Source organism: Crenobacter caeni (genome assembly GCF_010435965.1).
Classification (GTDB): domain Bacteria; phylum Pseudomonadota; class Gammaproteobacteria; order Burkholderiales; family Chromobacteriaceae; genus Craterilacuibacter; species Craterilacuibacter caeni.
Genome location: NZ_JAAGAA010000006.1, coordinates 157,070 through 181,621 on the forward strand (window position 1 = coordinate 157,070; position 24,552 = coordinate 181,621).

The window sequence follows — 24,552 nt, forward strand, 5'->3', positions numbered from 1 at the left end:
AGCCCTGGTGCTTCATGAAATCAACGGTAAGCACACACGCCCGCCACACCTGGCCCGCTTTCGACGAAGCGGCGCTGTTCGCGCTGCTCGACTGCATTCCGGGCACCGCAATCCAGGCCTACACCCCCGACGGCACCCTCGTGTTCTGGGGCGCCCAGAGCGAAACCCTTTACGGCTGGCCGCGCAGCGAGGCCGTCGGCCGCAAGCTTGGCGAACTCTTCATGCCCCCCGAGCAGGCCGCAGCCTTCATGGGCGACGTCATCCGTGCACTAGCGCAAGGCGGCGACATCGAGCCGGGTGTTTTCAGCCTGCAGGCACGCGACGGCCGCACGGTGTCGGTCTACTCGAGCCATACCTGGCTGCGCAAGCCGGATGGCCAAGTCTTGCTCTTTTGCATGGATACCGACCTCACCACGCTGGAGGCCGCCCGTCAGGACGCCCAGCGCGCGCGCCGCCGCCTCGACTTCCTGCTGCAGACCAGCGGCGAGAGCGTGTGGGAGTGGTACACCGCAGACGACGCGCTCGTGCACGGCCCGCAAGCCGCCAGCCTGTTCGGCCTGCCGGCTGACCAGCTTCCCGTATCCATGCACGAACAGCTCGAGCTGATCGCCGAAGCCGACCGCGAGCGTGTGCGCGGGGTGCAGGCGGCCTGCCTAGCCGGCGAAGAACGCCCCCTGCGCGTCGAATACCGGCTGGGTCGCGGCGAATACGCCGGGCGCTGGTTCGAGGAACGCGCGCACGTGATCGAGCGCGACGCGGCGGGGCAGCCCTCGCTGGTGATGGGCATCGTCGCCGACGTCGACGAACGCCACCGCGCCGACGACGCGATCCGCACGCTCGCCTACTACGACCCGCTGACCAAACTGCCCAACCGCCGCCTGTTGCTCGAGCGCCTGCAGCACGCTCAGGCGCTCGGCGAGCGCAGCGGACTGCGGGGCGCCGTGCTGTTCCTCGACCTGGACGGCTTCAAGGCGGTCAACGACGGCTACGGCCACGCGACCGGCGATTTGCTCTTGCAGGCGGTCGCCACAAGGCTGGTCGCGTGCGTACGCGCCAGCGACACGGTCGCCCGGCTGGGCGGCGACGAATTCGTGATCCTGCTCGAACAGGTCGCCGAGGGCGAGGCGAAGACCTGCGAGCGCATCGTCGCCCTGGCAGACAAGCTGTGCCAGGCGCTGGCCTCTGCGTTCCAGCTCGGGGAACACAGCCACCAGATCAGCACCAGCATCGGCATCAGCCTGTTCCTTGGCAGTCACGAGGACGCCAACGCCCTGCTCGAGCAGGCCGACCGCGCGCTCTACCGCGCCAAGCACGCCGGGCGCAATACCTGGCGCTTCCACTGCGAGCGCCTGCAACGGCGCTTCTCGCGGTCCTTGCTGCAGGCCGGTTCGCTCACGGCACGGCCGGACGGCGTGGTGCCGGACCTGGCGTTCTACCCGCGTGCCAACGCCCGGCTCGAGGTGGTCGGCGCGACGGCCGCCGCCGCGCTGCCGGGCATCCGCGGTGGCGCGACCGGCTTCGGGCAGGGTGCGCAGCCCCCCGGGCTCGAACGGCAGACGCTGCAACTCGCATGCGACATCCTCGCGCGCTGGCAGGCGGACCCCGTGCTGGCGCGCCTGGTGCTGAGCGTGGAAGTCGGCGCAGCCTTGCTCAGCGACGCCGGCTTCGCCCGCGACGTCACGGCGATGCTGGGCGAACGGGATCTGGCGGCCACCAATCTGGAGCTGGTCGTGGACGCGGACCTGACGGACGATGCGCGGCTGCAGGCGGCGCGCACGCAGGTGCGCCGGCTTGCCGACGACGGCGTGCGCGTCGCGCTGACCGGCTTTGGCGCCACCCCGCTGACGGTGCTCGATCGCTTACCCGCGCATGCGCTGTATCTGGATGAAACGCTGACGGGCTGCCTTGGCGCCAGCTCGCCGGCACTGCGCGCGGCCATCGCCTGTGCACGCGCGCTCGGCGTCGACGCGGTCGCCCGCAACGTGCAAAGCGCCCGGCAGTTCCAGCGGCTTCGCGACGCGGGCGGCCCGCTCGCCGAGGGACCGCTATTCGGCCAGGGCCGCACCCTTGACGCGTTCGAGCACTGGGTACTGGCCAGAAGCGGGCGGCACCGCGACGAAGCCGCCTGAAACGGCACCCGGCACCGGACGGGCAGGCAGGAAAAAGGCCGGACACAAGGTGCCTGGCCTGTTCGGGCGGTGCCGGAAGGTGGGCGCGGCACATGCGCGCCGCAGAAGGACCGTCTAGAGCGGGTAGCCGATCTGCCGCGAGACTTCCTGAGCGGCCAACTTGAGCGCCTGCGACAGCGGGCTGTCCCAGCCGTTGTCGAAGGTTGCGGCCGGGCCCAGCGCCGTCAAGGTCAGCACCAGGCGGCCGCTACTGTCGAATACCGGCGCGGCCATGCCGTTGACGCCGGGTTGAGGGCTGCCGCTGGCACGCGCCATGCCGCGCGCACGCACTTCATCAAGCCGCGCGCCAAGGTCGGCAGGCACCTCGGACTCGCCCCACAACAGCGCCTCGCGCTTGAGCGCGTCGTCGACCAGCGGGCCTGGCTGGTACGCGCTGAACACGAGGCCGGTCGCCGAGGCGAGCAGCGGCAGCACGGTCCCCACCCGCATATTGACCTGCACCACGCAGTTGGCGTCCTCGATGCGCACGACGGTCGGGCCGTGGCTGCCCCACACCACCACCGCGAAGGTCTGCCCCATCGCCTGCGACAGCCGGACGACCTCGTCGCCGGCGACACGCAAGGCATCGACTTCGCGCAAGGCGGCGAGCCCCATCTGCAGCGCGAACGGGCCGAGCGCGTAGCGGCCGCTGGCGAAGTCCTGGCGGACGAGCCCCAGCTTGCAGTAGCTGACCAGGTAAGGGTGCGCCTTGGCCGGCACCATGCCCGCCGCCGCCGCGAGGTCCTTGAGCATCATCGGCGAGCCCGCGTCGGCGAGCACCTTGAGCAGGCTGCCGCCCACCTCGATCGACTGGATCCCTCTGCGCTGTTCCATCTTGCTGTTGACTCCGTTATCCATCGCCGCATTCTACCACCGCCGGCGTTTGGCATCATTGCCTAACAATCAAATTGACAAAGGCATTAAATGGCCACCACCGGCCGCGCAAGCACGCTATGCTGGACAGAAAACGACAAGGAGACCACCCGATGCTGATTCGCAGGATCCACCACGTCGCGTACCGTTGCCGCGACGCCAGGGAAACCGTCCGCTGGTACGAGCAACACTTGGGCATGCGCTTCATGCTCGCCTTCTCGGAAGACCACGTCCCGTCGACCGGCGAGCTCGACCCCTACATGCATGTATTCCTCGACGCCGGCGGCGGCAACGTGCTCGCCTTCTTCGAGCTGCCCGGGCAGCCGCCGATGGGACGCGACCCGAACACGCCGCCCTGGGTGCAGCACCTCGCGCTCGAAGTCGACTCGGTCGACACCCTCATCGCGACGCGCGAGCGGCTCGTCGCAGCCGGCATCGAGGTGGTCGGCCCGACCGACCATACCCTGTTCCAGTCGATCTACTTCTTCGATCCGAACGGCCTCCGGCTGGAGCTGGCCGCCAACACCGCCACGCCCGACATGCTGGATGCGCTGGGCAAGGTCAAGGACGCGATGCTCGAGGAGTGGGCGCTCACCCGCCGCGCACCGCAGCATGCGCGCTGGCTGCACGAGACAAACCGCGAGGAGGACCGGCCATGAAGCTTGCGACCCTGAAAAAAGGCGGCCGTGACGGCACGCTGGTGGTCGTCTCGCGCGACCTTACCCTCGCGCTCGAAGTGCCGCGCATCGCAGCCACCCTGCAGGCCGCGCTCGACGACTGGCCGCACGCAGCCCCCTTGCTCGCCGAACAGTACCGCGCGCTCAACGGCGGGCTCGCCGAGGGTGCCTTCGCGTTCGACCCCGCCGTGTGCGCGTCGCCCCTGCCGCGCGCCTACCAGTGGGCCGACGGCTCGGCCTACCTCAACCACGTCGAGCTGGTGCGCCGCGCGCGCGGCGCCGAGGTGCCGGCAACCTTCTACCACGACCCGCTGATGTACCAGGGCGGCAGCGACGCCTTCATCGGCCCGCGAGACGACATCCGTGCACGCGAAGTATGGGGGGTCGACTTCGAGGCCGAGGTGGCGGTGATCACCGGCGACGTCGCGCAAGGCAGCCCGGCGCCCGCGTGCGCCGGCGCGATCCGCCTGGTGCTCTTGGTCAACGACGTCTCGCTGCGCGCGCTGATCCCGGAAGAACTGGCCAAGGGCTTCGGCTTCTTCCAGTCCAAGCCAGCCTCCAGCTTCTCGCCGGTCGCGGTCACCCCGGACGAGCTGGGTGAGGCGTGGCGGGACAACAAGTTGCACCTGCCGCTGACGGTTTCCTTGGGCGGCGAACCGTTCGGCTGCCCGAACGCCGGCGTCGACATGGCGTTCGACTTCTCGCAGCTGATCGCGCATATCGCGAAGACGCGCGACGTTGCCGCCGGCTCCATCGTCGGCAGCGGCACCGTCTCCAACCGACAGGGCGGCCTGAACGGCGCGCCGGTACACAAGGGCGGCGTCGGCTTCGCGTGCATCGCCGAGCTGCGCATGCTCGAAACGATAGAGACCGGCAACGCGCGCACCCGCTTCATGCACGACGGTGACACCGTGCGCATCGAGGCGTTCGGCGCCGACGGGCAAAGCGTGTTCGGCGCGATCGAAAACCGGCTAAGCGCCCTGCCATGAAGCTGTTCGGCTACTGGAGAAGTTCGGCTGCGTACCGCGTGCGCATCGCGCTTGCGCTCAAGGGCATCGCCTACCAGGCGGTGCCGGTTTCGCTCCCCGCGCACGAACAGGCCTCGCCCGGCTACGCCGCGCTCAACCCAGAGCAACTGGTGCCACTGCTGGTCGACGACGCGGGCAACCGCATCAGCCAGTCGCTCGCGATCATCGAGTACCTCGACGAGACGCATCCCGCGGTGCCGCTGCTGCCGGCAGACGCGGCGGGCCGCGCCCGGGTGCGCGCGTTCGCGCTCGCCATCGCCTGCGACACGCACCCACTCAATAATCTGCGCGTGCTCGAGTACCTGCAAGGGAAGCTTACCGTCAGCGACGAAGCGCGCCTAGCGTGGATCCGCCACTGGCTGGGCAAGGGCCTGGCCGCGCTTGAGGCGACGCTTGCCGAGGCTCCCCACCCGCACGCGTTCGCCTTCGGCGATGCGCCCACGCTTGCCGAGTGTTGCCTGATCCCGCAGCTATACAACGCACGCCGCTTCGGCGCCGACCTTGCGCCCTACCCCCGCCTGCTGGCGATCGAAGCAGCGGCGCTTGCCTTGCCGGCCTTCGACGCCGCGCGCCCGGAGCGGCAGCTTGATGCCCCGCCCGACGTCAGGATGACACCATGACCGACACCCCGCTGTGGACCCCGCGCGCCGAGCGTGCCGACGCGAGCCATCTGGCCGCCTTTACCCGCCTCGTGCGCGCGAAAAGCGGCCAGCCGCTGCCCGACTACGTGAGCTTGTGGCGGCTGTCGGTTGACGCGCCCGCGCTGTTCTGGCCCGCGGTGTGGGACTACACCGGCCTGATTGGCGACAGACGGGGCCCGGCGCTGGCCGGCAGCGGACGTTTTCTCGAGACACGCTTCTTCCCCGGGGCCACGCTCAACTACGCGGAAAACCTGCTCGCCGCGCCGGATGGACGGCTGGCGATCCGTTTCCTGCAGGAGACCGGGGACGAAACCACGCTGACCCGTGCCGGACTCTCCGCACTGGTGTCCCGCCTGCAACAGGCGATGCGCGAGGCGGGCGTCAAGACGGGCGACCGCATCGCCGGCTTCGTCGCCAACCAGCCGGAGACCATCGCGGCAATGCTCGCCACGGCGAGCCTGGGCGCGGTGTGGACCAGTTGCTCGACCGACTTTGGCGTCGACGGCTGCGTCGAGCGCTTCGGCCAGACCGCCCCCAAGCTGCTCTTTTGCAGCGACTCGGTCGTCTACGGCGGCAAGCGCATCGAGCTTGCCGCGCGCGCGGCCGAAATCGCCGCGCGCCTGCCCTCGCTCGCCCGCGTTATCGTGCTGCCGTGCGCGGGGGACGCGACCGAGGCGGCCGCGCGCATCGAGGGCGCGCTGCCGCTTGACGCCTTCATCGCCCCCTTCGCGGCGGCCGCGCCCACCTTCACGCGGGTGCCGTTCGACCATCCGCTGTTCATCCTGTATTCCAGCGGTACCACCGGCGCACCCAAGTGCATCGTGCACGGCCACGGCGGCACCTTGCTGCAGCACCTGAAGGAACACCAGCTGCACGCGGATATGCACGCGGGCGATACGCTGCTCTACTACTCGACCTGCGGCTGGATGATGTGGAACTGGCTCGCCAGCGCGCTCGCCAGCGGCGTCACCCTGATGTGCTACGAGGGCTCGCCGTTTGCCGAGGACGGCCGGCGGCTGTGGCGCTGGGCCGAACAAGCCGGCTGCACGCACTTCGGCACCTCGGCGCGCTACCTCGACGCACTCGCGCAAAGCGGCCTCGCACCCTGCGAGCACTGGCCGCTTGCGCGCCTGCGCGTGCTGCTCTCCACCGGCTCGCCGCTGTCGGCCGAGCGTTTCCAGTGGGTGTACCGCCACATCAAGCGCGAGCTCAACCTCGCGTCGATCTCCGGCGGCACCGACATCGTCTCCTGCTTCGCGCTGGGCAACCCGACGCTGCCGGTGTGGGCGGGCGAGCTGCAGTGCGCGGGCCTTGGCATGGCGATTGATGTCGTCGACGACGCCGGCCACAGTGTCAGCGAGGCCAAGGGCGAACTCGTATGCCGGCGGCCGTTCCCGTCGATGCCGGTCGGCTTCTGGAACGACCCGGGGCAGGCACGCTACCGCAAGGCGTATTTCTCGCGCTTTGCCGGGCTGTGGGCGCACGGCGACTACGCCGAACAGACCCGCCACGGCGGGCTGGTCATCCACGGCCGCTCGGATGCGGTGCTCAACCCCGGCGGCGTACGCATCGGCACCGCCGAGATCTACCGCCAGCTAGAAGGCATTAGCGAGGTACTGGAGAGCATCGCCATCGGCCAGAAGTGGCACGGCGACGAACGCGTCGTGCTGTTCGTGCGCCTGCGCGCAGGCGCGAAACTCGACGACCCCCTGGTGCACAGGATACGCACGCAGATCCGCGACGGCGCGAGCCCGCGCCATGTGCCCGCGCGCATCGTCGCCGTCGACGACTTGCCGCGCACGCTGTCGGGCAAGCTGGTCGAGCTGGCGGTAAGGAACGTGGTGCACGGCGAAGCGGTCGCCAACGTCGGCGCGCTGGCCAACCCCGAGGCGCTAGCGCTGTTCCGCGACCTGCCCGAGCTGTCGATCTGACATGCTCTGGCGCTTGGCGGCCGACGCGGTACTGGTGCTGCACCTGGCGTTCATCCTGTTTGCCGCGCTGGGCGCGCTCTTGGCGTGGCGCTGGCCGCGCGTGCCCTGGCTGCAACTGCCCGCCGCCCTGTGGGGCTTCCTGGTGGAAGCCGCCGGCTGGCCCTGCCCGCTCACCTCAATAGAAAACCGCCTGCGCTTTGCTGCCGGCGACGCGGGCTACGCCGGCGGCTTCATCGAGCACTACCTGCTGCCCCTGATCTACCCGCCGGGGCTTGACCGCCCGCTGCAAGGCGCACTCGCACTGCTGCTGATCGCCGTCAACGCCGCGCTCTACCTGTGGCTGTGGCGCAGCAAAAAGCCGGCCTGACGGCCGGCTGACGGTTTTACGGGAAACGCCCTGCCCGGCTCAGAACGGATACGCCGGCATGCCCGCGCTCAGCGACACCCACTTCCCGCTCGCGAGCTGGTTGCCGCGACCGGGCGCCAGCGCGAAGAACATCGGGGATTGCAGCGGCAGGTTCAGGTCCGCGACCGAACCGACCGCCGTCGCCGACAGCGGGATGCCGTACAGCTCGAACAGCTGGCGCAGGTCGCGCCCGATGATCTTGCTCGAGAGCACGTACAGCAGCTCGTGGTTGGCGATGCTGTTGCCCGCATAGCGCCCCATCGCGTACTTGCCCTTGTCGGCCGTATCCCACGCCTTCGCCACCAGGCGGTCGCCCTTGGAGAGCAGCGTGAAGAACTCGAGCGCTTGCAGCGCTTCGGGCTGGAGGGTGCCGTAGCGCGCCAGCGTGTACAGGTAGGCAAGCTGGAAATGCACCGCGCGCATCGCGTTGTGGTTCTGTGAGGCGCCAACCCAGAAGCGCGCGTACACGTCCTGCTGCAACGCGGCACCCGTCTTGCCCTGGTCGACCGCCAGCTTGGCCGCGTTGTAGAGGCCCTTGTGGTCGATGCGGTCGCCGTTGACGTCACTGCCGTTCAGCGCGTACTGGCGCAAGGCGCTGGCGTTGGCGAGGATGTTGTTGTCACACTCGGTCACGCAGCCCTTGCCCTCGAACACCAGCTTCTGCGAACGCGGCACCGTGTTGTGGCCAAGTTCGTGCCACCAGCCCCAGCCCGGCGCGAGCCCGGCAAAGCCGTCGGACGGGTTGCCCGAACACAGGAAGCCGCAGGCGGCGATCCAGCCGACAAAGTGCTGGACCGACGGCGCGCGGTGCATGTCCCCCGCGCACGTCCAGCCAAACTCCCTGCACAGCTCGGCGACCTTGGGCTGCAAGGGCATGTTGGCGTAGCCGTTGACCAGGTGGTTGCTGTCGAAAATCCGCACCTTCAGGCCGTCCAGCACATACTGCTCCGGACTCTGGCTGCCGATCACGCTTTTCGCCTTGGCGATGGTCTGCTGCACCTCGCCACCCTCGAACTTGGCGGTTTGCCAGCCGTAGTCGCCACGCGACAGCGCGCCGACGGCCTGCGCCATCTCGTCGGCGGACATCGGCTGGGTGAAGTCGAAGTGCGCGTAGCGGGTGACGCCCTTGAGCCTGAGCGTCACCTTGCGCCCGGCGGCGAGGCCCTGGTAGTCGAGGAACAGCGGGCCGCCCCACGGGTAGACCAGCGTCAGCGCACGCCCCTTGGGCAGTGTCACCTGATGGCCGTCCGGGTAGCGCGGCCGGTCATAGTTGTCGGCAAGCGGGTTGCCGCGCGCACGGATATGGCCGATGCGCAGCGCCAGCGACGACGCGCCCGCGTCGTCGACCACCTCGACTTCGACCGGCGCGCCGGGCAAGGCACCGCGGCCGATCGCGGTGCGCCCGCCGCCTTGCGCGATGGTGACCACCACCTCTTCCGGGGCGGCGGACGGCGCGAGGTTGCGCACCGCCGGCGGCATCCAGTCACCGAAGGTTTGCGGGGTCGTCGTCGAGCCGCGTACCGCGTAGCTCCAGCTATCCGACGCGAGCGCGCGCAGGAAGCCGGCGGCGTTGCCGGTCCGGCTGACCGGGCCGTAGTCGACGCTGCGGCGTGCGACGTCGGCCCACAGCACCAGATAGCGCAGGTAGTTGCTGCCCTCGGCGCCGAACAGCGGCTGGCCCTGCGCCTCGGAGACAGACTTCTCCTGTGCGATGCGGTCGACGGCCGCCGTCAGCCCGCCCGTGTTCCACTGGGCGAGCGCGTCGTTGGCGAGCGCGTCGGCCAAGGCGATGCGACCAGCCAGCGCCCCCCACTCGTCGGCCTTCTGCAAGGAAGCGTCGACCGTGCGCTCGGGCGCGACGCTGCCCTTGCTCCAGTACTGGCCGCCGTAGGCGCCGCTCAAGGTCAGCCCCATCGCCGACACCAGCCGCTCCGGGCCGTAATTCCAGTTCGATTGCAGGTAAAGCACCGCCTTGCCGGCGGCCAGGTAGCGGCGCACCTGCGCGGCGGTCGCCTCGCTGTTGCTGCTGCCCTGGCCGAACACGAACAGGTCGACCCCCTGCCAGCAGCTGTTCTCCTGCTCGATTGCACAGCTGACCGCCTTCGCCTGCGCGCCGGCACGGGTCAGGAAACCGCTGACGTCCGCGCCTGGGTACGCGTGCGTCGCGTAGCGGACCGTGGCCGGGAACGCGCTGCCGCTGCCGCCGAGCAGCCAGCCGATGCTGTTCTTGAAGAAGGGGAAGTAACCCTGCTGCGCACGGCTCGCGTTCGCCATGTTCCACAGCACGTTGCCGCCCCACGCCTGCGCGCGCCCGCCACCGTCGGCCTCGGCCGCCGCCGCCAGCACCGCGCCGTTGTCGGCGATCACCAGCGGCGCGCCGCTCTCGAAGGAAGCCGGCCACACCTGCCGGCTGTTGCTGCCAAAGTCGTAGCCCTGCGACACGCCGGCGGGCAGCAAGGCCGTAAGCTGCGTCAACTGCCGGAAACGGGCCGCCTCGGCCAGTTGCCGTGCGCCGGCGAGCAGGGCCGGTGCCGCCTCGGCCGGCAACTCGGAGGCGTCGCCGCTTTGCAGTGCCGCACCGATAGGCTCGTAGGGGTAGATCGCTTCGACGGCCTGCGTCTCGGCGACGGCAGGCGCTTCGGCCTGTGCCAGCTGCTGCGGCACTTGTCGCTGCGCGCTGTCCTGCCCGCTGCCTCCCCCGCCCAGACAGCCTGCCAGCAGGGCTGGCATGGCCAGTAGCCATAGCTTGTTCATGACTTCTCCCTTGTCAATTATTCAAAATTTGCACTTAATGCAATGCGCATTTTATGACAGGGATTTAATAAATAGTTTTTTATTAAAAAGAAGCGTGGCAATCGAGTTGTCAATGATAACTAGCAGCTAGGGTATGGGGCCGCCCCCGGAGAGCCCGCGCCGGGCAGGCGCGAACGCTTCGGGCAGCGATAGGCAAGCCGGGCAAACGGCCGGCCTGCCGTGTTCAGGTGCGGCAGGCCGGCGCGAGGCGCAGCCGCGCGACCTGTTCGGCCGCGAACTCAAGCGTCTCGGCCGCCTGCCCGATCGCGTCCTCCAGCGACACCGGGCCGTGACACGCCGAGAAGCAGCCGTCGAACGCGGCGGCAAGTTCGGCCGACATCTCGACGCGGCCGGAGAGCAGCGTCACCGGCACACCGGCGGTGCGGGCGTACCTTGCGACGCAGAACGGCGCCTTGCCGCGCAGGGTCTGCGCGTCGCTCGCCCCTTCGCCGGTGAGTACATGGCCGGCGCCGGCGATCGCGGCCGCCAGGCCGATCGCCGACGCAACCGCCGACGCGCCGCCGGCGCGGCGCGCCCCCAACAACCCGAGCGCCCAGCCGATGCCGCCGGCCGCGCCTGCACCGGGCGCTTGCACATCGCCACCGGCCAGCAAAGAAAGCCGACCGAGCGCCACGTCGAGCGCGCCGCGCTCGGCGGCCGTCAGCCCCTTTTGCGCGCCGAACACCGCGCACGCGCCATGCTCACCCAGCAGGGGGTTGTCGACGTCGCTCCACAGCGCAAGCGGCACCGGCAGCCGCGCCAATGCCGCCAGCTCGACCCGCGCGAGCCGCAGCAAGTCGTGCGGCGCAGCGGACAGAAGCCGGCCTTCTGCGTCGACAAAACGTGCACCCAGCGCGGCGAGCACGCCGGCGCCGCCGTCCGAGGTCGAGCTGCCGCCCAGCGCGACGGCGACGCGGCACGCGCCGTCCGCCACCGCCCTGAGGATCAATTCGCCGACGCCGAAACTGGTGCGCGCCATCGGCGGCGCCTCGCTCATGCCCAGCCCGACCACCCGCGCGACCTCGATCAGCGCGCCGCCGTCGGGCAACGCCAGATAGGCCGCATCCAGCGGTTCACCACCCGCCCCGTGCACGCGGTGTGTCCGCCAGTGCCCGCCCACCGCCGCGTGGACGGCGGCGAGCGTCCCCTCGCCGCCGTCGGCCATCGGCCGCACACACAGCTCGGCGTCAGGGTCGGCACGGCGTACCCCGGCGGCCATCGCCGCCGCCGCGGCTTCGGCGCTCAAGGCACCCTTGAACGAATCCGGTGCGATCACCCAACGCATGCTGCCTCCTTGTGGCCAAAGCGCCATCTTATGCCATACAGTAAACGGGCGGCGGCATCTGCCGCCGCGCTTGCCACGGAACAGCCGACCATGCAACTTGCCTGCCCTGCCTGCCTGACCCGCAACCGCTTTCCCGACGAACGCCTCGCCGAACACCCGCGCTGCGGAAAGTGCAAGGCGCCGCTGGCGCCGGACAGCCCGGTGGCACTGAGCGATGCGACACTCCCGTCCTACCTGGCCGGCTGCGACGCGCCGGTGCTGGTCGACTTCTGGGCCGCGTGGTGCGGCCCCTGCCAGGCGATGGCACCGCAGTTTGCCGCCGCCGCGCGTGCGCTACCCGGGGTACGCTTCGTCAAGGTCGACAGCGACGCCGCGCCGCAATCGTCCGCCCGCTACGCGATCCGCAGCATCCCGACCCTGCTGCTGTTCAAGGATGGCCGCGAGCTGGCGCGGCACAGCGGCGTGCTGCCCGCCGCCCAGCTCACCCGGTGGGTCGAAGCCACATTGGCCAAGGAGAAGCCATGAACACCCGACTCAGACACACGCTGGCCGCCTGCGCATTCGCGCTTGCGGCCGTTCCGCTGGCGCAGGCGTCGGCTGACGAGATCCGCAGCCAGGACTTGGTCTTCGCCAAGGGCGCACAGGGCGCGAAACTTTCCGGCGAGATCAAGGGCTACCAAATCGTCGACTACAAGCTGCGCGCCAAGGCAGGGCAGACGCTGACGGTAGACTTCAAATCCGGCAACCGCTCCGCCTACTTCAACCTGCTGCCACCTGGCTCGAACGACGTCGCGATCTTCGTCGGCTCGAGTTCGGGCGACCGCTTCCAAGGGGTACTGCCCACGGACGGCGTCTACACGATCCGGGTCTACCAGATGCGCAACAGCGCGCGGCGCGGGGAACTGGCACGCTATACGCTCGCCATCGCGCTGCCCCCCGCCGCCGCACACACGCAAGGCTTCCGGCAGTCGCTGGACTTGCAGGGCACCCGCTTCGAGGTGACGGCGACCGACCATGGCTCACTCAACCAGTTGTCCGTGCACGCACAGGCGGCCAAGGGCAAGCCGGTGGCCTTCAACCAGGAAATAGACGGCAAGGTGACGGGCGCCGAAGTGGCGGACCTGAATGTGGACGGGCAGCCCGAGCTTTACGTCTACACGCAGTCGGCCGGCAGCGGCTCGTACGCGAACCTCGTCGCGCTCACCGCGCAAAAGGACGGCAGGCTGGTGCCAATCCGCCTGCCCGATCTCGCGAAGGACGCCAAGGCAAGCCGCGGCTATATGGGACACGACGCGTTCGCCGTCATCGAGAACCGTCTGGTACGCCGCTTCCCGGTGTACCGCGACGGCGACAGCAACGCGAAGCCGACCGGCGGCACGCGCCAGGTCCAGTACCGGCTGACGCAGGGCGGACAAGGCTGGGCACTGGTATCAGACCGGGTGGTCGAGTATTGAGGAGGGTCGGCGCGGCAGAAGCGCTTGCCCGGACGTCCGGGCAAGGCAAGTAAACAGCGCGCATGCGGGCCTATGCTGGCCCGCATGCGCGGGTAAAGCGGCTCAGTAGATGAAACGCTCACGCAGCCCATCCAGCATGAAGCCCTCCAGCAGCGCCTCGGCGCGTTCGCGCGCGCCGCCGCGGCGCTGGCCCTTCTTGGCGACGATCAGCTCGTTCTTCATCGAGTGCTCCCAGCCGACCAGCTCGGTCACCGTCAACTGGTAGCCGTGCGCCTCCAGCAACAGGCAGCGCAGCACGTTGGTGAGCTGGCTGCCGAATTCGCGGGTATGGATGCCGTGGCGCACGATCTCGCCCAGGGGCGTGCCCGCCAGCAGCTTCGCCTTCACCCGGCGCAACTCGGCGGCGACTTCGGCCTGGCAGCACGGCACCAGCACGATGAAGCGGGCGTCTTTTTGCAGCGCGAAGCGGATCGCGTCGTCGGTCGCGGTATTGCACGCGTGCAAGGCGGTGACGATGTCGACCTGCTTGCCGATCGCGTCGTTCGAGATCGACTCGGCGACCGTCTCGTTGATGAAGCGCATGCGCGTGAAGCCCAGCCCTTCGGCGAGCGCGGCGGTGGTGGCTACCAACTCCTCGCGCGTCTCGATGCCGATCACCTCGCCGACCTCCAGCGCCTTGAGCACCAAATCGTACAGGATGAAGCCGAGGTAGGACTTACCGGCGCCGTGGTCGACCACCGTCACGTCGCCCTTGTCCGCCACCACTTCGCGGATCAAGGGTTCGATGAACTGCACCAGGTGGTAGACCTGCTTGAGCTTCCTGCGGCTGTCCTGGTTGAGCTTGCCGTCACGGGTCAGGATGTGCAGCTCTTTCAGAAGCTCGACCGACTGTTCGGGGCGGATTTCGTAATCCTTGGCCATGATCTTTCCTTTCACAACGCGCGCGCGGCAAAGCGGCGCGACGGCGTCTCGTATTCCTGTTGCGCGGCGACCACCGCCAGCTCGTAACGGCCAAGTTGATGGGTCGTCTCCAGCACACCGTAGACCGCGGACGCCGCGTGTTCGAGCGCCTCGCGCACGCCCTTGCCGGCGAGCAGGCCGACCAGGAACAGCCCCGAAGTCATGTCGCCGACGCCGACCGGCTCGCGCGCGAACTCGAACATCGGCCGGCCGACCAGCCACGCGCCGTCCTTGTCGACCGCCAGCATCTGGAATTCGTCTTCCGGGCGCGCGTCGTAGTGCAGGTGTTTGACCAGCACCACGCGCGGCCCGCGCGCAAGCACCCCGCGTGCCGCCGCGACGATGTCGGCCAGCGTGGGCAGCGTGCGCCCGCTGATGATCTCCAGCTCAAGCTGGTTGGGCGAGACGATGTCGGCCACCGGCAGCGCCTCGTTCACCAGAAACTCCGCCACGCCCGGCGCGACGATGCAGCCCTTGGCCGGGTGCCCCATCACCGGGTCGCAGTGGTAGAGGGCCTGCGGGTTGGCCGCCTTCACTTGGCGCACCGCGTCCAGGATCTGGCCGCCCTGCTCGGCGCTGCCGATATAGCCGGACAGTACCGCGTTGCATTCATCGAGCGCGTCGATGGCGGCGATGCCGGCGGAGAGCGCGCTGATTTGCTCGGGCGGGATCACCATGCCGGCCCAGCGCCCGTACTGGGTGTGGTTGGAAAACTGCACGGTGTGCAAGGGCCACACGTTGGCACCCATGCGCTGCATCGGGAACACCGCCGCGCTGTTGCCGGCGTGGCCGTAGACCACGTGCGACTGGATGGACAGGATATTCATGTAAAACTCCGGCGGCACTGCGCCGCCTGAAAATCAAAGACCCGCCACCTGGGCGGGCCCGGGATGCTCGGGGGCAGGCCCCCGGCACTGGCGTTTAGCGGGTCACCGGCTTGTAGCGGATGCGCTTGGGCTTGGCGCCCTCCTCGCCCAGACGCTTCTTCTTGTCGGCTTCGTACTCCTGGTAGTTGCCGTCGAAGAAGGTCCACTGCGACTCGCCCTCGGCGGCGAGGATGTGCGTCGCGATACGGTCGAGGAACCAGCGGTCGTGCGAGATCACGAACACGGTGCCGGCGTACTCCAACAGCGCGTCTTCCAGCGCGCGCAGGGTTTCCACGTCGAGGTCGTTCGACGGTTCGTCAAGCAGGAGCACGTTGCCGCCCTTGAGCAGGGTCTTGGCCAGATGCAAACGGCCGCGCTCGCCGCCGGAGAGCATGCCGACCTTCTTCTGCTGGTCCGCGCCCTTGAAGTTGAAGCGGCCAAGGTAGGCGCGGCTCGACATCTCGAACTTGCCGACGGTGATCAGGTCGTTGCCGTCGGCCACGTCCTGGAACACGGTCTTGTCGCCGTCCAGCCCCTCGCGGCTCTGCGCGACGTACGCCATCTGCACGGTCTGGCCGATCTTCACCTCGCCGCTGTCCGGCGTCTCCTGCCCGGCGATCATCTTGAACAGTGTCGACTTACCGGCGCCGTTCGGGCCGATGATGCCGACGATGGCGCCGGCCGGCGCCTTGAAGCTCAGGTTGTCGATCAGCAGGCGGTCGCCGAAGCCCTTGGAGACGCCGTCGAACTCGATCACCTCGTTGCCCAGGCGCTCGGCGACCGGGATGAAGATTTCCTGCGTCTCGTTGCGCTTCTGGTGCTCGTACGACGACATTTCCTCGAAGCGGGCGATACGCGCCTTGCTCTTGGCCTGGCGGCCCTTCGGGTTCTGGCGCACCCATTCGAGTTCCTGCTTCATCGCCTTCATGCGCGCGCCTTCGCTCTTGGCTTCCTGCTCGAGGCGCGCTTCTTTTTGTTCCAGCCAGCTCGAGTAGTTGCCCTTCCACGGGATGCCCTCGCCGCGGTCAAGTTCGAGGATCCACTCGGCCGCGTTGTCGAGGAAGTAGCGGTCGTGGGTGACGGCGACCACGGTGCCCGGGAAGCGCACCAGGAACTGTTCCAGCCACTCGACCGATTCGGCGTCCAGGTGGTTGGTCGGCTCGTCGAGCAGCAGCATGTCGGGCTTGGACAGCAACAGCTTGCACAGCGCGACGCGGCGCTTCTCGCCACCGGAGAGCGGGCCGATCTTGGCGTCCCACGGCGGCAGGCGTAGCGCGTCGGCGGCCAGTTCCAGCTGCAGCTCGATATTGTCGCCGGCGCCGGCGGAGATGATCGCCTCGAGCTTGGCCTGTTCTTCAGCCAGCGCGTCGAAGTCGGCGTCCGGGTCCGCGTAGGCCGCGTACACCTCTTCCAGGCGCTTTTGCGCGCCCATCACCTCGCCCATGCCGCTCTCGACTTCCTCGCGCACGGTCTTGTCGGCGTCCAGTTGCGGCTCCTGCGGCAAGTAGCCGATGTTGACGCCCGGCATGTGCTGCACTTCGCCTTCGTATTCCTTGTCGACGCCGGCCATGATGCGCAGCACGGTCGACTTGCCCGCGCCGTTCAGGCCCAACAGGCCGATCTTGGCGCCCGGGAAGAACGACAGGGAAATATCCTTGATGATCTGCCGCTTGGGCGGCACCACTTTGCTCACGCGGAGCATCGACATCACGTACTGGGCCATGGCGTGTGACAGGTTCCGGAAAATTCTGAAGAAGCGGCGATTCTAGCAAATCCGCCGCGCCCCAACAAAAACGGCGCCCCGCGGGGCGCCGTTTGCTTGCAGAAAAGCGTACTTAGTGGTCGTTCGCCGCGGCGGCACCGATACCGGTCTGCGCACGCACGAACTGGTCGTCGAATGCTGCGCGCTCGCGCTTGGCGGCCGCGCTCTGGTCGAGCAGCGACACCACGATGGACACCAGGAAGGCCAGCGGCATCGAGAACAGCGCCGGGTGCTCGTACGGGAAGATCGCGGTCTCGTGGCCGAGCACGGTCACCCACACCGACGGCGAGAGCACCACCATCAGCACCGCCGAGATCAGGCCGGTGAAGCCGCCCAGCAACGCGCCACGGGTGGTCAGGTCCTTCCAGTACATCGACAGGATCAGGATCGGGAAGTTGGCCGAAGCCGCGATGCCGAAGGTCAGGCCGACCAGGAAGGCGACGTTCATCTTCTCGAACAGGATGCCGAGGATGATCGCCAGCACGCCCAGCACGATGGCGGAGATCTTGGAAACCTTGATCTCGGTCTTCTCGTCTGCCTTGCCGCCGCAGATCACGTTGGCGTAGATGTCGTGCGAGATCGACGAAGCACCGGCCAGCGCGAGGCCCGACACCACCGCCAGGATGGTCGCGAACGCCACCGCCGACAGGAAGCCCAGGAACAGGTTGCCGCCCACCGCGTGTGCCAGGTGCATGGCGACCATGTTGCCGCCGCCTGCAATCTTGCCGGCGAGGTCGCCGTCGACGAAGTACTGCGGGTTGGTGCCGACGATCACCATGGCGGCGAAGCCCATGGTGCACACCACGATGAAGAAGAAGCCGATGAAGCCGGTCGCGACGAACACCGACTTGCGCGCCTCGCGGGCGTTCGGCACGGTGAAGAAGCGCATCAGGATGTGCGGCAGGCCGGCGATACCGAATACCAGGCCCAGCGACATCGACGCGGCGTTGACCGGGTCGGCCAGCATGGAGCCCGGCGCCATGATGCCCTGGCCGCCCTTGTGCACTTCGATCGCGCGCTGCGCCAGCGTCTCGTAGCTGAAGCCGAACTGGCTCATCGCCAGGATCGCCAGCGTGGTACCACCGGCCAGCAGCAGCACGGCCTTGATGATCTGCACCCAGGTAGTCGCGATCATGCCGCCGAAGGTGACGTACAGCATCATCACCACGCCGACCACCATCACCGCCACCGGGTAGTCGAGACCGAACAAGAGCTTGATCAGCTGGCCGGCACCGACCATCTGCACGATCAGGTAGAAGCAGACCACGGTCAGCGAGCCGAAGGCCGCGAAGGTGCGGATCTTCTTCTGGTCAAGGCGGTAGGACGCGATGTCGGCGAAGGTGTACTTGCCGAGGTTGCGCAGGCGCTCCGCGATCAGGAAGGTGACCACCGGCCAGCCGACGAAGAAGCCGACGGTGTAGACGAGGCCGTCGTAGCCCTTGGCAAATACCATCGACGACAGGCCGAGCAGGGTCGCCGCGGACATGTAGTCACCGGCGATCGCGAGACCGTTCTGGAAGCCGGTGATGCCGCCGCCGGCGGTGTAGAAGTCGGACGCCGACTTGGTGCGGCGGGCGGCCCACCAGGTGATCATCAGCGTGCCGGCGACGAACACGAAGAACATCGCGATCGCGGTCAGGTTCAGCGGCTGCTTCTCGGCCGCCTCGACGGCGGGGCCGGCCAGCGCGAAGGCTGGCGCGAGCATCAGCGTTGCAAGCAGTTTGTTCATTTGCCGGCCTCCTCGACGATTTCAGCGTTCAGGCGGTCGAACTCGGAGTTGGCGCGACGCACGTACAGCCCGGTGCACGCCCAGGCGAAGAAGATGATGAAGGCACCGACCGGTACGCCCAGCGACAGCGTACCGCCTTCGCTCAGGGGCTGCGCGAGCCATTCCGGTGCCATGCCGACGAGCAGCATGTAGCCGTAGTAGACGCCGAGGACCAGCGCGGTCAGCCCCCACGCGGTGCGTGAGCGCTTTTGCGCGAGTTCCCGGAACTTCGGGTTGGCGCGGATGCGGTCATTGTTTTTGTTGGACATGGTTTCTCCTGAGGTTGCCAAACGACGGACGGCGCCAAGATGGCCACCGCCGGCTCCGGGTGCAGCATGTCCTCGTGTGCGTTTCGGCCCGTTTACGGACTCGAGGCGGCGCGTGGCCACCCGCAAGTCGCCGGCCCCCTCAGGCCGAGCGCTTGCTCTATTATTGCACCGCAATATGCCATACAAATTAGGCGAAGGCAAATGCGATTAACCGCAAGCCGGCAAGGGGGTCCGATGCCCCGCGGCACGGCGCCCGGAATGAAAGAAGCCCGCTCAAGGCGGGCTTCTTTGCATCGCAGCAGATGCCTAGTTCAACTGGAAATGCGACACCGACTGCCTGAGCGCGCCGGAGAGATCGCGCATCGCGGCGGTCGCGTGCGCGGCCTCGCGCGCGGCGGCCGCATTGTCGCCGGCGGAAGCGGCGATCTGCTCGACATGCGTCGCGATCTCGGAGCTGGCCGTGCTCTGCTCGTGCAGCGAACCGGCGATGTCCTTCACCGCGCCCTGCACGATGCCCGAGCTCTCCTCAATGCGGTCGATCGCCTCGCGCCCCTTGTCCGCCAGTTCGACCCCGGTCGCCACCTTGCCGACCGCCTCGAGCATCGCCTCGCGCGTACTGTCGGAGAGTTGCTGGATATGGCCGATCTTGACGACGATCTCGCTCGTCGCGCCCGAGGTACGCTCGGCAAGCTTCCTCACCTCGTCGGCGACCACCGCGAAGCCGCGGCCGGTCTCGCCCGCGCGCGCGGCCTCGATCGCCGCGTTGAGCGCCAACAGGTTGGTCTGGTCGGCGATCTCGCGGATCACGGCGACGATGGACGAGATGCCGGCCACGTCGTTGACCAGGCTGGACAGCGAGCCTGCGGCCGCGTCGACCGTCTTGTTGATTTCGCGCATCTCGTCGACCGCGCCGCGCACCACCGCGCCGCCCTCGCGCGAGAACTCGCCCGAACGAACGCCCAGCGCCTGCGCCTGTTCGGCGTTGCCGGAAATCTGTGCGATGCCCTGCGTCATCTCCTCGATCGCCGCGGCCATCGAAGTCGCCGCCGAGCTCTGCTCGCCCGAACGCTCGGCGACCCGGCTGACGCTGACGTCGAGCGCCTCCGCGCGTTCGCTCAACACCCGCGCGTGGCCGGCCACCTCGCCAACCGTATCGCGCAGCCTCGCCTGCATCTGCGCGATGCCGGCGAGCAGACTGTCGCGGTCGCCCGGCTGCAGTTTCACCTCGGTATACAGGCGGCCGGCAGCCACCTCGCCGACCACGTCGCGCGCGTAGGCGGGCTCGCCACCCAGCACGCGCAGGATGTTGCGCGAGATCATCACCCCGAGCGCGCCCAGCAGCAGCGCCAGCACGGCCAGTACGCCGCCCTGCTCGAGCGCATGGCCCAGCACGTCGCTACTGATCTCGTCGGTGTAGATGCCGGTGCCGACCACCCAGCCCCAGTCGCCGGACTTGAGGTTCATGCTCATCTTGCCGACCGGTGCGTCGGCACCGGGCTTGGGCCAGTCGTAGCGCGCGACGTCGTTCGCGGCCATCGCCGCGGCGAAGATCTCGCCGAGGCTCTTGCCGTCCGGCGTCTTCAGCGCGTACATGCTGCTACCCGCGAGCTTGGGCTTGACCGGATGTGCGATGAAGTTGAGCTTGTCGTCGAGCAGGTAGAAGTAGCCGTCCTCACCGTAACGCGCGGCCATCAGCGCCGCCTTGGCGCGCGCCTGCGCCTCGGCAAGCGGCAGCGTGCCGCTGCGCGCCGCATCCTCGTACGCGCGGATGATGGAAACCGCGCCCTGCGTCTGCTCGCTCACCGCCTCGCGGTGAGCCTCGACCAGCGAGGTATACAGGTTGAACAAGCCCCAGCCGGCCATCAATACGACGCCGAGCAGCATTGCGGCAAGCTGCGCGAGCAGCTGTTTCTTGACTGTCATGGCATTACCCCACGGGTGAAGACTATGTTGTTGTACTGGTCATTATTCCACGGGAAAATATGCCTTAGAAATAAATATTGATATTGGCGTTTTACCTGACGAGGAACTTACATGAGCCTGGAATCCGTCCGCCGCTTCTTCGCCGAACGTGCCCCGCACATGGCCATCATCGAACTTGAAACCAGCACCGCGACCGTCGAACTTGCCGCACGTGCGCACGGGGTCGAACCCGGGCGCATCGCCAAGACGCTCGCCTTTCGCACCGTGGCGGGCGAGGTGCTGATCCTGGTCACCCGCGGCGACGCGCGCATCGACAACGCGCGCTTCAAGGCGCGTTTCGGCAAGGGCAAGATGCTGGGCGCGGAGGAAGTCGAAGGCGTGACCGGCCACCCGGTCGGCGGCGTCTGCCCGTTCGGGCTCGCCACGCCGCTGCCGGTCTATCTGGATACTTCGCTTACGGCATTCGACGAGGTGCTGCCGGCGGCGGGTGCCGTGCACAGCGCGGTGCGCGTCTCGCCCACGCTGCTCGCCGAGTTGGCCGGCGGCGAGTGGGTCGACGTGTGCAAGTTTGCTAGCGAGATGCCGGCAGCCTGATTACGCGGTCGGCGAGGCGTCCGGCCTCGGCCGCGTCGTGGGTGACCAGGATGGCCGGGATGCCGGCGCCCAGCACCAGGCGCCGGCTCTCGTCGCCCAGCCGCAGCCGCAAGTCGGCGTCCAGCGCGGAAAACGGCTCGTCCAGCAACAAGGCGCGCGGCGACACCGCCAACGCACGCGCCAACGCGACGCGCTGCTGCTCGCCGCCGGACAGCGTCCACACCCGCCGCGTCTCAAAGCCAGCTAGCCCCACCCGGCTGAGCCAGTCCCGCGCGGTCTCGCGTGCCTGCGCCTTGGGCATGCGCCGCTCGATCAGCCCGAACATCACGTTGCCCAGCACGTTCAGGTGCGGGAACAGCGCGAAGTCCTGGAACATCAGCGAGAAGCCGCGCCGCTCGGGCGGTGTCGCCGTGATGTCTTCCCCTGCGAACATCACCCTGCCCGCCGCCGGCGCCGCCAGGCCGGCGACGACGCGCAAGAGCGAACTCTTGCCGCAGCCGGACGGCCCCAACAGCGCGACTGTCTCGCCCGCGCCGACGCTCAGCGAAAAATGCTCGATCAGGGTGCGCGCGCCGTGGCGCACGGTCAGGTCAGTGAGTTGCAGCATGGGCATCCTTGCGCTCGATCACCATGAAGGCTGCCAGCGCGAACAGCATCAGCAGCGCAGACAGGATCAGCGCGGCGTCGAGGTTGGCCGCGCCGGGGCGGCCGAGTTTCTGGTAGATCAGCGTGGTCAGCGTCGTCCATTCCGGGCGCGACAAGAACAGCGTGACCGCGAATTCGCCGACGCAAGTCGCCGCCGCGAACGATAGCGCGCGTGCGAACGCGCCCGACAATAAGGGCCAGGTCAGCCGGCGGAAGGTACGCCACGGCGTCGCGCCCAGCGTGCGCGCGGCGTCGGTGAGGTTGCCGGGGATCGCGTCGAGCGCCGAGGCGAGCCCGCGCGCGATGAAGGGGTAGGCAAACAGCGCGTAGCACGCCACCAGCACGCCCTGCGACGCCGTCCACTCGGGGTAGAGCAGCAGGATGCCGAAGGCCATGCACACCGGCGACACGATGAAAGGCAGGAAGGCCGCCGCGCGCATCAGGCTGCCGCCCTTGGCGGCGAGCGCGTGCAGTACGCCCAGTGGCACCGCCAGCAGGAGCGCCTGGAGCGAAAAACGCAGGGTGTTGGCGAGCGCAGACAGCGTTTCTTCATCGACAAGCAGCGACGCCTGGCCCGGTAGCACGACGAGCGCGCGCAGCAAAAGCGCAAGCAGCGGCGCCGCGCAGAAAAACGCGAGCGCGAAAAGCGCCGCTGCCAGGCGCAGGCGCGCACCGCAACTTCGCGCCGTGACGCGCGCGACCGGCTGGATGCGCGTCGGCACCGCCAGGCGCCGCTCAAGCACCGCGTAGGCAAGCGCGCACAGCGCGGTCACCGCCAGCGCGGCGAGCGCGAGCACGCCGGCGTCGGCGAGGTTCAATTCGTACGCGATCAGCGTGTAGATCTCGACTTCGACCGTCGCCCAGCGCTGGCCGCCGAGCAACAGCGCGAGGCCGAAGCCGGAGAAGCAGTAGAGGAACACCAGGCACAGGGCGGCAGCCAGGTGCGGCAGCACCGACGGCAACTCGACGCGCCAGAACGCGCGCCACGGGCTCGCGCCCAGCGAGCGCGCGGCGTCGAGCCGGGCGGCGGGCAAGGCGGCGAAGCCATCGACACCGGCGCGCACCAAGAGCGGCAGGTTGAAGAACAGGTTGCCGTACAACAAGAGCGCCGGGGTGCCGGCGAGGTCGACGCCGGTGTAGCCGGTGGAGCCGAACAGCGCGAGCACCCCCATCGCCGCGACCAGCGTCGGCATCACGAAGGGCAGCAACAACAGGCGCAGCAGCAAGCCGCGCCCGGCAAACTCGGTACGCGCGAATACCCAGGCGATGGGCACGCCGATGAGCACGCATAGCACGCAGGTGATCGCCGCCTGCGCGAGCGACCAGGCAATGCGCGACTGGAAATAACCGTCGGCCAATAGCGCGAGCGAGCCTGCGTCCCAGCCGTAGGCGACAAGGCGCGCAAGCGGCAGCAAGCTCAAGGCAGTGAGCATCGCCAGCGGCGGCGCTGCCAATAGCGCGCGTGCAGAAAGGGAAGACAAGGCGCGCATCAGCGCAGCATGGTCTGCGTCCAGCGGCGCACCCAGCCCTGCTGTTTGGCGGCGACCAGCTTGCCGTCCGTCTCGGCCACCGCGGCGGGTTCGACCGCGTGCGCGAACACCGGCGCGCGGGCGCTGCCCTCGACCACCGGGTACATCCACATCGACGTCTGCAGTTCGGCCTGCACCTCGGGCGAGCGCATGAACTCGACAAAGCGGCGGGCCGCGGCGACTTCGCGACCGCCCTTCACCAGCGCGACGCCCTCGACCTGGCGGAATACGCCGCCCTTGAGGAACAGGTTGCCGGTCGGCGATGCCTTGGGCGGCTCCTTCGCGTAGAACACCTCGGCCGCCGGGCTGGTCGCGTAGCTGACCACCAGCGGACGGTCGCCGCCGGCGCGCGTGAAGTCCGTGTAGTACGCCTCGCTCCAGCCCTTGGCGACCTTCACCCCGCCCGCGCGCAGCTTGGCCCACCAGTCGAACGCCTTCGCTTCGCCCATGCCGGTCACCGTTGCCAGCATGAAGGCGAGACCCGGGCTGGAGGTGGCCGGGTTCTGCACCACCAGGCGGCGCGCGTACTCGGGCTTGGCAAGGTCGGCGAGCGACGCGGGCAGCGGCAAGGCATTCTTCTCGAACCACGCCTTGTCGTAGTTGAGCGTCACGTAGCCGTAGTCGACGCTGACGAGGCTGCCGCCCAATTGGTGTTTGGCCTTTTTGGCAAGTGCCGGGCCCTGGTAGGGTGCGAGCACGCCGGCGCTCTCGGCCTTGGCCGCGAGCGTGTTGTCGATGCCGTAGACGACGTCGGCGATCGGGTTGGCGCGGGTCAGGATCAGCTTGTTGAGCATCTCCCCCGCGTCACCGCCCTTGACCAGCACCAGCTTGACGCCGGCGCCCTGCTCGAACGCGGCGAGCCTGGCCTTGGGCAGATCAAAGGAAGAATGGGTAAGCACGCGCAGTTCGGCGGCGGACACGGCGGCGCCGGCCATGGCGAAGGCCAGCGCGCAGAGGCGCAAGGACGGACGGGACATCGG

General features: G+C 68.6%; 21 protein-coding genes. 9 read left to right on the forward strand and 12 right to left on the reverse strand.

The genetic code is table 11. From position 1 onward, the window contains the following. Nucleotides 1-14: 14 nt before the first annotated feature. A complete protein-coding gene (locus GZH52_RS08825) occupies nucleotides 15-2,129 on the forward strand; it encodes a diguanylate cyclase domain-containing protein (RefSeq protein ID WP_163316113.1) in 2,115 nt (704 codons plus the stop codon). Between the two features lie 114 nt (nucleotides 2,130-2,243). Here GZH52_RS08825 and GZH52_RS08830 read toward each other — a convergent pair whose 3' ends face one another. Then, complete coding sequence (locus GZH52_RS08830; protein WP_203525682.1) at nucleotides 2,244-3,002, reverse strand: IclR family transcriptional regulator; 759 nt, start codon at nucleotides 3,000-3,002, stop codon at nucleotides 2,244-2,246. A 152-nt stretch (nucleotides 3,003-3,154) separates the two neighbouring features. On the opposite strand from GZH52_RS08830, the gene GZH52_RS08835 reads away from it, so the two are divergent. From GZH52_RS08835 to GZH52_RS08855, 5 genes are read left to right on the forward strand one after another with little or no spacing between them, the layout of a single operon-like run. Then, nucleotides 3,155-3,700: a VOC family protein gene (locus GZH52_RS08835; protein WP_163316115.1), complete on the forward strand. Its 546-nt coding sequence runs from the start codon at nucleotides 3,155-3,157 to the stop codon at nucleotides 3,698-3,700. Further along, nucleotides 3,697-4,707 (forward strand): fumarylacetoacetate hydrolase family protein, encoded by a 1,011-nt coding sequence (locus tag GZH52_RS08840; RefSeq protein ID WP_163316116.1) that lies wholly within the window; start codon nucleotides 3,697-3,699, stop codon nucleotides 4,705-4,707. Before GZH52_RS08835 ends, GZH52_RS08840 begins: the two co-directional genes overlap by 4 nt. Continuing rightward, complete coding sequence (gene maiA / locus GZH52_RS08845) at nucleotides 4,704-5,366, forward strand: maleylacetoacetate isomerase (RefSeq protein ID WP_163316117.1); 663 nt, start codon at nucleotides 4,704-4,706, stop codon at nucleotides 5,364-5,366. The genes GZH52_RS08840 and maiA overlap by 4 nt, the downstream gene beginning before the upstream one ends. Continuing rightward, complete coding sequence (locus GZH52_RS08850; RefSeq protein WP_163316118.1) at nucleotides 5,363-7,318, forward strand: acetoacetate--CoA ligase; 1,956 nt, start codon at nucleotides 5,363-5,365, stop codon at nucleotides 7,316-7,318. The genes maiA and GZH52_RS08850 overlap by 4 nt, the downstream gene beginning before the upstream one ends. A 1-nt stretch (nucleotide 7,319) precedes the next feature. After that, complete coding sequence (locus GZH52_RS08855) at nucleotides 7,320-7,685, forward strand: DUF2784 domain-containing protein (RefSeq protein WP_163316119.1); 366 nt, start codon at nucleotides 7,320-7,322, stop codon at nucleotides 7,683-7,685. 39 nt (nucleotides 7,686-7,724) lie between these two features. Here GZH52_RS08855 and GZH52_RS08860 read toward each other — a convergent pair whose 3' ends face one another. After that, complete coding sequence (locus tag GZH52_RS08860) at nucleotides 7,725-10,478, reverse strand: ImpA family metalloprotease (protein WP_163316120.1); 2,754 nt, start codon at nucleotides 10,476-10,478, stop codon at nucleotides 7,725-7,727. A gap of 223 nt (nucleotides 10,479-10,701) precedes the next feature. Next, nucleotides 10,702-11,802: a glycerate kinase gene (locus tag GZH52_RS08865; protein WP_163316121.1), complete on the reverse strand. Its 1,101-nt coding sequence runs from the start codon at nucleotides 11,800-11,802 to the stop codon at nucleotides 10,702-10,704. Nucleotides 11,803-11,892: 90 nt separating this feature from the next. Between GZH52_RS08865 and trxC the strand changes: the two genes are divergently transcribed. Both trxC and GZH52_RS08875 read left to right on the forward strand, forming a co-directional pair. Continuing rightward, on the forward strand, nucleotides 11,893-12,327 hold the full coding sequence (trxC, locus tag GZH52_RS08870; protein WP_163316122.1) for a thioredoxin TrxC: 435 nt from the start codon (nucleotides 11,893-11,895) through the stop codon (nucleotides 12,325-12,327). Continuing rightward, the gene (locus tag GZH52_RS08875; protein ID WP_163316123.1) at nucleotides 12,324-13,256 is read left to right on the forward strand and encodes a PliI family lysozyme inhibitor of I-type lysozyme; all 933 of its coding nucleotides are present in this window, start codon (nucleotides 12,324-12,326) and stop codon (nucleotides 13,254-13,256) included. The genes trxC and GZH52_RS08875 overlap by 4 nt, the downstream gene beginning before the upstream one ends. A 102-nt stretch (nucleotides 13,257-13,358) precedes the next feature. Here GZH52_RS08875 and GZH52_RS08880 read toward each other — a convergent pair whose 3' ends face one another. The 6 genes from GZH52_RS08880 to GZH52_RS08905 all read right to left on the reverse strand — a co-directional run bounded on the left by GZH52_RS08880 (nucleotide 13,359) and on the right by GZH52_RS08905 (nucleotide 20,804). Further along, on the reverse strand, nucleotides 13,359-14,177 hold the full coding sequence (locus tag GZH52_RS08880; RefSeq protein ID WP_163316124.1) for a class I SAM-dependent methyltransferase: 819 nt from the start codon (nucleotides 14,175-14,177) through the stop codon (nucleotides 13,359-13,361). Nucleotides 14,178-14,188: 11 nt separating this feature from the next. After that, nucleotides 14,189-15,043 (reverse strand): pyridoxal kinase PdxY, encoded by an 855-nt coding sequence (gene pdxY, locus GZH52_RS08885; RefSeq protein WP_163316125.1) that lies wholly within the window; start codon nucleotides 15,041-15,043, stop codon nucleotides 14,189-14,191. Between the two features lie 94 nt (nucleotides 15,044-15,137). Then, the gene (ettA, locus tag GZH52_RS08890) at nucleotides 15,138-16,805 is read right to left on the reverse strand and encodes an energy-dependent translational throttle protein EttA (RefSeq protein ID WP_136552383.1); all 1,668 of its coding nucleotides are present in this window, start codon (nucleotides 16,803-16,805) and stop codon (nucleotides 15,138-15,140) included. Nucleotides 16,806-16,917: 112 nt separating this feature from the next. Then, nucleotides 16,918-18,573 carry a cation acetate symporter gene (locus tag GZH52_RS08895; protein ID WP_163316126.1) on the reverse strand — a complete coding sequence of 552 codons (1,656 nt, stop codon included), beginning with the start codon at nucleotides 18,571-18,573 and terminating at the stop codon, nucleotides 16,918-16,920. After that, nucleotides 18,570-18,881 carry a DUF485 domain-containing protein gene (locus tag GZH52_RS08900; protein ID WP_163316127.1) on the reverse strand — a complete coding sequence of 104 codons (312 nt, stop codon included), beginning with the start codon at nucleotides 18,879-18,881 and terminating at the stop codon, nucleotides 18,570-18,572. Before GZH52_RS08900 ends, GZH52_RS08895 begins: the two co-directional genes overlap by 4 nt. A gap of 306 nt (nucleotides 18,882-19,187) precedes the next feature. After that, a complete protein-coding gene (locus GZH52_RS08905; protein WP_163316128.1) occupies nucleotides 19,188-20,804 on the reverse strand; it encodes a methyl-accepting chemotaxis protein in 1,617 nt (538 codons plus the stop codon). Nucleotides 20,805-20,915: 111 nt separating this feature from the next. Between GZH52_RS08905 and GZH52_RS08910 the strand changes: the two genes are divergently transcribed. Next, a complete protein-coding gene (locus GZH52_RS08910; RefSeq protein ID WP_163316129.1) occupies nucleotides 20,916-21,398 on the forward strand; it encodes a YbaK/EbsC family protein in 483 nt (160 codons plus the stop codon). On the opposite strand, the gene GZH52_RS08915 is transcribed toward GZH52_RS08910, so the two are convergent. Genes GZH52_RS08915 through GZH52_RS08925 form a run of 3 tightly spaced genes read right to left on the reverse strand, consistent with a single transcriptional unit; the run spans nucleotide 21,376 to nucleotide 24,549 of the window. Continuing rightward, nucleotides 21,376-22,005 carry an ABC transporter ATP-binding protein gene (locus GZH52_RS08915; RefSeq protein ID WP_163316130.1) on the reverse strand — a complete coding sequence of 210 codons (630 nt, stop codon included), beginning with the start codon at nucleotides 22,003-22,005 and terminating at the stop codon, nucleotides 21,376-21,378. The genes GZH52_RS08910 and GZH52_RS08915 overlap by 23 nt on opposite strands. After that, nucleotides 21,989-23,533: an ABC transporter permease gene (locus tag GZH52_RS08920; RefSeq protein WP_163316131.1), complete on the reverse strand. Its 1,545-nt coding sequence runs from the start codon at nucleotides 23,531-23,533 to the stop codon at nucleotides 21,989-21,991. The genes GZH52_RS08915 and GZH52_RS08920 overlap by 17 nt, the downstream gene beginning before the upstream one ends. Beyond that, nucleotides 23,533-24,549, reverse strand: a complete 1,017-nt coding sequence (locus GZH52_RS08925; protein WP_163316132.1) for a thiamine ABC transporter substrate-binding protein — start codon at nucleotides 24,547-24,549, stop codon at nucleotides 23,533-23,535. The genes GZH52_RS08920 and GZH52_RS08925 overlap by 1 nt, the downstream gene beginning before the upstream one ends. Nucleotides 24,550-24,552 lie beyond the last annotated feature (3 nt).

Coding starts and splice junctions, on each gene's coding strand:
- trxC (WP_163316122.1), top strand. CDS start 11,893: ATGCAACTTGCCTGCCCTGCCTGCCTGACCCGCAACCGCTTTCCCGAC.
- pdxY (WP_163316125.1), bottom strand. CDS start 15,043: ATGAATATCCTGTCCATCCAGTCGCACGTGGTCTACGGCCACGCCGGC.
- GZH52_RS08925 (WP_163316132.1), bottom strand. CDS start 24,549: ATGTCCCGTCCGTCCTTGCGCCTCTGCGCGCTGGCCTTCGCCATGGCC.
- ettA (WP_136552383.1), bottom strand. CDS start 16,805: ATGGCCCAGTACGTGATGTCGATGCTCCGCGTGAGCAAAGTGGTGCCG.
- GZH52_RS08910 (WP_163316129.1), top strand. CDS start 20,916: ATGAGCCTGGAATCCGTCCGCCGCTTCTTCGCCGAACGTGCCCCGCAC.
- GZH52_RS08875 (WP_163316123.1), top strand. CDS start 12,324: ATGAACACCCGACTCAGACACACGCTGGCCGCCTGCGCATTCGCGCTT.
- GZH52_RS08920 (WP_163316131.1), bottom strand. CDS start 23,533: ATGCGCGCCTTGTCTTCCCTTTCTGCACGCGCGCTATTGGCAGCGCCG.
- GZH52_RS08905 (WP_163316128.1), bottom strand. CDS start 20,804: ATGACAGTCAAGAAACAGCTGCTCGCGCAGCTTGCCGCAATGCTGCTC.
- GZH52_RS08835 (WP_163316115.1), top strand. CDS start 3,155: ATGCTGATTCGCAGGATCCACCACGTCGCGTACCGTTGCCGCGACGCC.
- GZH52_RS08840 (WP_163316116.1), top strand. CDS start 3,697: ATGAAGCTTGCGACCCTGAAAAAAGGCGGCCGTGACGGCACGCTGGTG.
- GZH52_RS08825 (WP_163316113.1), top strand. CDS start 15: ATGAAATCAACGGTAAGCACACACGCCCGCCACACCTGGCCCGCTTTC.
- GZH52_RS08850 (WP_163316118.1), top strand. CDS start 5,363: ATGACCGACACCCCGCTGTGGACCCCGCGCGCCGAGCGTGCCGACGCG.
- maiA (WP_163316117.1), top strand. CDS start 4,704: ATGAAGCTGTTCGGCTACTGGAGAAGTTCGGCTGCGTACCGCGTGCGC.
- GZH52_RS08865 (WP_163316121.1), bottom strand. CDS start 11,802: ATGCGTTGGGTGATCGCACCGGATTCGTTCAAGGGTGCCTTGAGCGCC.
- GZH52_RS08855 (WP_163316119.1), top strand. CDS start 7,320: ATGCTCTGGCGCTTGGCGGCCGACGCGGTACTGGTGCTGCACCTGGCG.
- GZH52_RS08860 (WP_163316120.1), bottom strand. CDS start 10,478: ATGAACAAGCTATGGCTACTGGCCATGCCAGCCCTGCTGGCAGGCTGT.
- GZH52_RS08895 (WP_163316126.1), bottom strand. CDS start 18,573: ATGAACAAACTGCTTGCAACGCTGATGCTCGCGCCAGCCTTCGCGCTG.
- GZH52_RS08830 (WP_203525682.1), bottom strand. CDS start 3,002: ATGGAACAGCGCAGAGGGATCCAGTCGATCGAGGTGGGCGGCAGCCTG.
- GZH52_RS08915 (WP_163316130.1), bottom strand. CDS start 22,005: ATGCTGCAACTCACTGACCTGACCGTGCGCCACGGCGCGCGCACCCTG.
- GZH52_RS08880 (WP_163316124.1), bottom strand. CDS start 14,177: ATGGCCAAGGATTACGAAATCCGCCCCGAACAGTCGGTCGAGCTTCTG.
- GZH52_RS08900 (WP_163316127.1), bottom strand. CDS start 18,881: ATGTCCAACAAAAACAATGACCGCATCCGCGCCAACCCGAAGTTCCGG.